The organism is Actinophytocola sp., from assembly GCF_035712165.1.
Lineage (GTDB): Bacteria > Actinomycetota > Actinomycetes > Mycobacteriales > Pseudonocardiaceae > DASYTH01.
Genome location: NZ_DASTBH010000066.1, coordinates 1 through 6,187, shown reverse-complemented (window position 1 = coordinate 6,187; position 6,187 = coordinate 1). Strand labels below are relative to the sequence as shown.

General features: G+C 71.3%; 9 protein-coding genes. 3 read left to right on the top strand and 6 right to left on the bottom strand.

Translation table 11 applies throughout. The features are described 5' to 3' along the window. From VFO68_RS03160 to VFO68_RS03150, 3 genes are all read right to left on the bottom strand, one after another. Window positions 1-180 (bottom strand): hypothetical protein (locus VFO68_RS03160; RefSeq protein ID WP_325156607.1); only part of this gene is annotated, 180 nt, incomplete at its 3' end. Next, window positions 180-836: a response regulator transcription factor gene (locus VFO68_RS03155; protein WP_325156606.1), complete on the bottom strand. Its 657-nt coding sequence runs from the start codon at window positions 834-836 to the stop codon at window positions 180-182. The genes VFO68_RS03155 and VFO68_RS03160, both read right to left, overlap by 1 nt. Continuing rightward, window positions 833-1,936: a sensor histidine kinase gene (locus VFO68_RS03150; RefSeq protein ID WP_325156605.1), complete on the bottom strand. Its 1,104-nt coding sequence runs from the start codon at window positions 1,934-1,936 to the stop codon at window positions 833-835. The genes VFO68_RS03155 and VFO68_RS03150 overlap by 4 nt, the downstream gene beginning before the upstream one ends. Before the next feature lie 139 nt (window positions 1,937-2,075). Here VFO68_RS03150 and VFO68_RS03145 point away from each other — a divergent pair, with 139 nt between their 5' ends. Next, window positions 2,076-2,423, top strand: coding sequence for a DUF6223 family protein (locus tag VFO68_RS03145; protein ID WP_325156604.1), 348 nt, complete (start codon window positions 2,076-2,078; stop codon window positions 2,421-2,423). A 13-nt stretch (window positions 2,424-2,436) separates the two neighbouring features. Here VFO68_RS03145 and VFO68_RS03140 read toward each other — a convergent pair whose 3' ends face one another. Continuing rightward, window positions 2,437-3,375, bottom strand: a complete 939-nt coding sequence (locus tag VFO68_RS03140) for a YihY/virulence factor BrkB family protein (protein ID WP_325156603.1) — start codon at window positions 3,373-3,375, stop codon at window positions 2,437-2,439. 104 nt (window positions 3,376-3,479) lie between these two features. On the opposite strand from VFO68_RS03140, the gene VFO68_RS03135 reads away from it, so the two are divergent. After that, the gene (locus tag VFO68_RS03135; RefSeq protein ID WP_325156602.1) at window positions 3,480-4,664 is read left to right on the top strand and encodes a zinc-dependent alcohol dehydrogenase; all 1,185 of its coding nucleotides are present in this window, start codon (window positions 3,480-3,482) and stop codon (window positions 4,662-4,664) included. Here the strand turns inward: VFO68_RS03135 and VFO68_RS03130 are convergent. Together VFO68_RS03130 and VFO68_RS03125 are read right to left on the bottom strand one after the other, a co-directional pair. Then, window positions 4,642-5,319, bottom strand: a complete 678-nt coding sequence (locus VFO68_RS03130) for an HAD family hydrolase (RefSeq protein WP_325156601.1) — start codon at window positions 5,317-5,319, stop codon at window positions 4,642-4,644. The genes VFO68_RS03135 and VFO68_RS03130 overlap by 23 nt on opposite strands. A gap of 9 nt (window positions 5,320-5,328) precedes the next feature. Further along, window positions 5,329-5,535 (bottom strand): DUF2795 domain-containing protein, encoded by a 207-nt coding sequence (locus tag VFO68_RS03125; RefSeq protein WP_325156600.1) that lies wholly within the window; start codon window positions 5,533-5,535, stop codon window positions 5,329-5,331. 184 nt (window positions 5,536-5,719) lie between these two features. Here VFO68_RS03125 and VFO68_RS03120 point away from each other — a divergent pair. Continuing rightward, window positions 5,720-6,187, top strand: a 468-nt coding sequence (locus VFO68_RS03120; protein WP_325156599.1) for a thiamine pyrophosphate-binding protein, incomplete at its 3' end; no start/stop codon positions are given.

Below are 6,187 nucleotides of genomic sequence, written 5' to 3'. Positions count from 1 at the left end.
GTTTGCCTGCAGGGTGGCCAGGACTCCGATCAGGGACACCGCCGCGGTGATCAGTACCCCGAGCAACGTCGCGTCCATCAGCCGTCCTCCTCGCCGGGATCCCTCGCCGGAATCCCTCGCCGGAATCCACAGTGCACCTATCCAGTCGCACCGCGCCTGCCGTATGTGACGGCTCGGCATCAGGGGCTGCCCGGGGTGACGAGGCCGGATTCGTAGGCGAGGACGACGAGTTGGGCGCGGTCGCGGGCGTGGAGTTTGGTCATCGCGCGGTTGATGTGGGTCTTGGCGGTGAGCGGCGTGATGACCATGCGGGCCGCGATCTGGTCGTTGGACAGGCCGTGCGCGACCAGGGTGACGGCCTCGCGTTCGCGGTTGGTCAACTCCTTGAGGCCGGTGGCGATGCCGGGCGGCCGGGTGAGGTAGCGGTTGATCAGTTTGCGGGTGATCGAGGGTGCGAGCAGGGCGTCACCGCGGGCGGCGACCCGGATGGCGTGCAGGAAGTCCTCGGGTTGGATGTCCTTGACCAGGAACCCGGCCGCGCCCGCGCGCAGCGCGTGGAACACGTACTCGTCCAGGCCGTAGTTGGTCAGGATGACGACGTGGACCGCGGCCAGGGCCGGGTCGGCGGCGATGCGCCGGGTGGTCTCGATGCCGTCCAGGACCGGCATCTGGATGTCGACGAGCGCGATGTCGGGCCGGTGGGCGCGAGCCAGCGCCAGGCCTTCGTGGCCGTCGGCGGCCTCGGCGACCACCTCGATGTCGTCCTCCGCGTCGAGCAGCGCGCGGAACCCGCTGCGGATGAGGGGCTGGTCGTCGACCAGCAGGACGGTGATCACGACGGCTGGTCCACGGGAAGTTCGGCGTGGACGGTGAAGCCGCCCTCGCCGCGCGGTGCGGCCCGGAGGTGACCGCCGAGGGCGGTGACCCGTTCGCGCATGCCGAGCAGCCCGACACCGGGGACCGGCGCGGTTTCCGGTGTGGTAGCACCGTCGTCGTCGACGCGGATGACCAGAGTGCCGGGCTGGTAGTCGATCCGGACCGACGCGGTGGTGGCGGCCGCGTGCCGGGCGATGTTGGTCAGCGACTCCTGCACGATCCGGTACGCGGTCCGGTCCACCGCGGCCGGCACCGCGTTGCGGTCGCCGCCGATCGTCAGCGTCGCCGCCAGCCCGCTCGTCCGGGCCCGGTCCACCAGTTCCGGGACGTGGTCGAGCCCGCGCGGCGGGTTCAGGTCGTCGTCCCGCAACGCCTCCAGGGTCGCCCGCAGTTCCCGGGACGCCTCCCGGCCGGCGTCCCGGATCGCCAGCAGTGCCTCCGGCACCGGTTCGCCGCGCCGCTGGGCCAGATGGACGGCCGCCTCGGCCTGCACCTTGATCACCGAGATCTGGTGGGTGAGCGAGTCGTGCAGTTCCCGCGCCAGGTGCAGCCGCTCCTCGCCGGCCCGCCGCCGCGCGGTCTCCTCCCGGGTGCGCTCGGCCTCGTCCGCCCGCTTCTCGGCCTGGCGCAGGGCTTCACCCGCCGCGCCGGCCGCGATCAGCCAGGCCAGTTCGAGGGCGCCGCGGGCCTGGGCGAACGCCTCGCCCGTGTCGTGCAGCCCGGAAGCCATGGCGGCCACGGGAAGCGCGGCCAGCATGAGCACGCTCACCGCGATCGTGCTCACCCGGTGTCCGGCCCGCACGGCGGCGTACACCGCGAACAGGTACGCGACGGCCGGTATGTCGAAACCGGCCGCCTGGTAACCCACCGCGCACAACCCGGTGCCGGCCAGCACCGGGACCGGCGCGCGGCGACGCGCGACCAGGGCCAGGCCGCTGCCCGCCAGCAACAGGTAGCCGAGCAGGTCGAGGTCGGTGGAGTCCCGGCGGGACAAGCCGGTGACCACCAGCGTCGCCGCCACGGCGACGGCGATCGCCCAGTCCGTGACCCGCCTGCCCATGCGCGCACCCTAACCGGATACCGGCCCGGACAAATCCCGCACCCGCAGTACTTTTCGGCGGCCTACCGCATCGGTGGCAGCGCGAACCGTCTGCGCTCGCCGGACGACCGGGGGTGCGCTTGCCGAGCAGGATCGTCCCATGTTGACAACCACCTTCGCCCTGGCCCTGCCGCCCGCCGCCGACTCCTACGGCCTGACCACCGGACGGTTCTGGGCCACCCTCGCCGCGCTGCTCGGCCTGGCCGGCGCGATCATCGGCGGTCGCGCCCTGGCCCGCTCCGCCACCCGCACCGGTCGACGGGGCGCCGTCCTGGCCCTGGCAGCCGGTCTGGTCAGCGTCGTCATCGGCGGCGTCGTGGTGGCCGCCGCCGACGGCGGCCCCGGCAAGGGCTATGGAGTGGTCGGCGGTTGGGTGGCCCTGGCGGCCGGCGGGATCGCCACGGTCCTCGCCGGGCTGGCGCTGTCCCGCGCCCGCCGCACGGTCTGAACCGACCCGCGCGTCATTCGTCGTCGGAGGCTCGGGTGTCGCGCGGCGGCAGGAACGGTTCCTCGTCCGGCTGGCCGGCCTCGAGTTGGCGGCCGCGGATCAGCTCGGCGTCGAGTTCGGCGCCGAGCAGGATCGCGACGTTGGACAGCCACAGCCAGACCAGGAACACGATCACGCCGGCCAGCGAGCCGTAGGTCTTGTTGTAGGAGCCGAAGTTGGCGATGTAGAGGGCGAAGCCGACCGAGGCCAGCGCCCAGATCGCGACGGCGAGCAGGCCGCCCGGACTGACCCAGCGGAAGCCCGGCAGCCGCACGTTCGGCGAGACCCAGTAGAGCAGCGCGAACACCAGGCTGACCAGGAGCGCGATCACCGGCCATTTGGCGATCTCCCAGATCAGCACGCCGGTCGAGCCGATGCCGAGCAGCTGGCCGATGCGGTCGGCCAGGGCGCCGGTGGCGATCACGCCGACCGCGCAGGCGGTGAGCAGCACGACGACGACGAGCGTGATGCCCAGGCGCAGCGGCCAGGTCTTCCACACCGGCCGGCCTTCCTCCACCTCGTAGATCGCGTTGCTGGCCCGGATGAAGGACGCCACGTAGCCGGAGGCCGACCACAGCGCCAGAGCGAGGCCGAAGATCGCGATCGGGCTGGCGACGGTGCGCGCGGACTGCAGTTGCGCCACGACGTCGAGCAGCAGGTCCCGGCCCTGCCCGGGCACCAGTTGGGTGATGGTGTCGGTGACCGTCCGGGTGGCCGACGGGCCGAGCATGCCGAGCACCGCGATCAGCACCACCAGCATGGGGAAGATCGACATCACCGACCGGTAGGTCAGTGCCGCGGCCCAGTCGCCGAGGTTGTCGTCGTTGAACTCCCGGAACGTGCGGCGCAGCACCCCCCACCAGGATCGGCGGGACAGGTCGGTAGGACCCTTGGGCACGGTGGCGACGGACATGGCTCCCGACTACCCGGTGCCGCCGGATCCATACCTCCTCCGTTTAGCGCGTCGGACCGGGGGAACGCCTCCGGTCACGAAACCCCGAGACGAAGAGGTGTGCGATGAAGGCGGTCACGTGGCACGGCAAGCGGGACGTCCGGGTGGACACCGTGCCCGATCCGGCCATCAAGGAGCCGACCGACGTGATCATCAAGGTCACCTCGACCGGCATCTGCGGGTCGGACCTGCACCTCTACGAGCTGTTCGGGCCGTTCCTCGCCGAGGGCGACATCCTCGGCCACGAGCCGATGGGGGTGGTGCAGGAGGTCGGTTCCGAGGTCACCGAGGTGGTGCCGGGCGACCGGGTGGTCGTGCCGTTCAACGTCTCCTGCGGCACCTGCTTCATGTGCGGCCAGGGCCTGCAGTCCCAGTGCGAGACGACCCAGATGCGCGAGACCGGCATGGGCGCCAGCCTGTTCGGCTACACCAGCCTGTACGGCGCGGTGCCCGGCGGGCAGGCGGAGTACCTGCGGGTCCCGTTCGGCAACACGCTGCCGATCAAGGTCCCGCAGGGTCCGCCGGACGACCGGTTCGTCTACCTCTCCGACGTGTTGCCCACGGCCTGGCAGGCGGTCGAGTACGCCGGGATTCCGGCCGGCGGCAGCGTCGCGGTGCTCGGTCTGGGCCCGATCGGCGACATGTCCGCTCGCGTCGCGCTACACCGCGGCGCGGGCCAGGTGATCGGCGTCGATCTGGTGCCGGAGCGGCTCGCGCGGGCGAGGGCACGCGGGGTGCACACCCTCGACCTGCGCGAGCACCCGAACGACCTGGCCGACGTGATCCGCGAGCTGACCGACGGACGCGGGCCGGACACGGTGATCGACGCGGTCGGCATGGAGGCGCACGGCGCGCCGGCGGCCCGGATGGCCCAGGAGATGACCACGCTGCTGCCCGACGCGGTGGCGGGAAACCTGATGCGCCGGGCCGGGATCGACCGGCTGCACGCGCTGCGGCTGGCGATCGACGTGGTCCGGCGCGGCGGCACCATCTCGATCATCGGGGTGTACACGGGCATGCTCGACCCGATGCCGATGATGACGTTGTTCGACAAGCAGATCCAGCTCCGGATGGGCCAGGCCAACGTGTGGCGCTGGGTCCCGGACATCCTGCCGCTGCTGACCGACGAGGACCCGCTGGGCACCGAGTCGTTCGCCACCCACCATCTGCCGCTGGAGGCCGCGCCGCAGGCCTACGAGAACTTCCAGAAGAAGCAGGACGGTATGATCAAGACCGTGCTGCGACCCTGAACGGAAGGTCGTCGAGCGCCGCGCGCAGGTCGGGCAGATCCTCGTACACCGCCACCGCGCCGGCATCGCGCAGTTCGAACTCGCCGAACCCGCCGGTGAGCAGGCCGACACAGGGCAGCCCGGCGCGTTCGGCGGACTCGCAGTCCCAGACCGAGTCGCCGATGAGCACGGCGGGGCCGCCGCCGGCCCGCCGCAACGCGACCTCGAGCAGGTCCGGCGCGGGCTTGGTGTCGGACACGTCCCCGGCGCTGGTCCAGGCATCGGCCAGGGCACGCAGGTCGAGCAGGTCGAGGTAGTGCTCCACGTGGGCCGGATCCCCGGAACTGGCCAGTGCCACCCGCCAGCCGCGACCGGCCGCGGCGGCCACCAGGTCGTGGGCCCCGGCGAAGCCGCGCACCTCGGGGAGCATCGGCTCGTAGCGTTCCTTCCACGCCGCCCGGACCTCGTCGCCGAGCCGGTTCTCGACGTCGTCGCCGGCCACCCGCGCGACCAGCCGGTCGCCGCCCATGCCGATGGCGCGGTGGATGCGCCAGACCGGCACGGTGACGTCGTAGCGCTGGAATGCCTGGAACCAGGCGATCGCGTGGTGGTAGTTGCTGTCCACCAGGGTGCCGTCCACATCGAAGAGGACGGTCGGACTGTCCGGGTTGCTCACCGCGACGGGCTACCCGCCCTTACCGGACTCCAACCGGCCCGCCGGTCCGAGGGCTTCGGCCACATCGTCGGGACTGCGGTACCGGCGCGCCGGCAGGCGGTACAGCGTGCGGCGGGTGGTCGAGTCGAAGCCGTACACACCGGTGCACGCGATGATCTGCCACTTGTCCGCCGGGTAGGACAGGTCCTCCAAAACGGCCCGTAGATCCGGTTCCATACCTTCGGCTGCCCGATCTTCCGCCGCTCGAAACATCAAGTTCTGATGTCTGGAACAACTGTTGCGGAATGCAATAGAAGACCGGTGCAAATGTCAGCGCCCACGTACGTTATCTAATCGTTATGTGCGGATGCGGCACGGTGCGGGTAGCCCATACCGGATACGGGGAAGGAGCTGAACCACTGTGGCTGAACTGGTCGGCGACTACGTGTTGCGACGGCTGCGTGACTGGGGTGTGGAGCAGGTTTTCGCCTATCCGGGTGACGGCATCAACGGCATCGTGGCCGCGTTCGGTCGCTCCGACGACCGGCCGCGGTTCGTGCAGGCCCGGCACGAGGAGATGGCCGCGCTGGCCGCCGTGGGCTACGCGAAGTTCAGCGGCCGGGTGGGGGTGTGCCTGGCCACCTCCGGACCGGGCGCGATCCACCTGCTCAACGGCCTGTACGACGCCAAGCTCGACCACGTGCCGGTGGTGGCGATCGTGGGCCAGACCGCCCGCTCCGCGATGGGCGGCGCCTACCAGCAGGAGGTGGACCTGCAGGCCCTGTTCAAGGATGTGGCCAGCGACTACCTGGTCGAGGTGAACGTCGCCGAGCAGCTACCGAACGCGATCGACCGGGCGATACGCACCGCGCTGGCCCGGCGGGCGCCG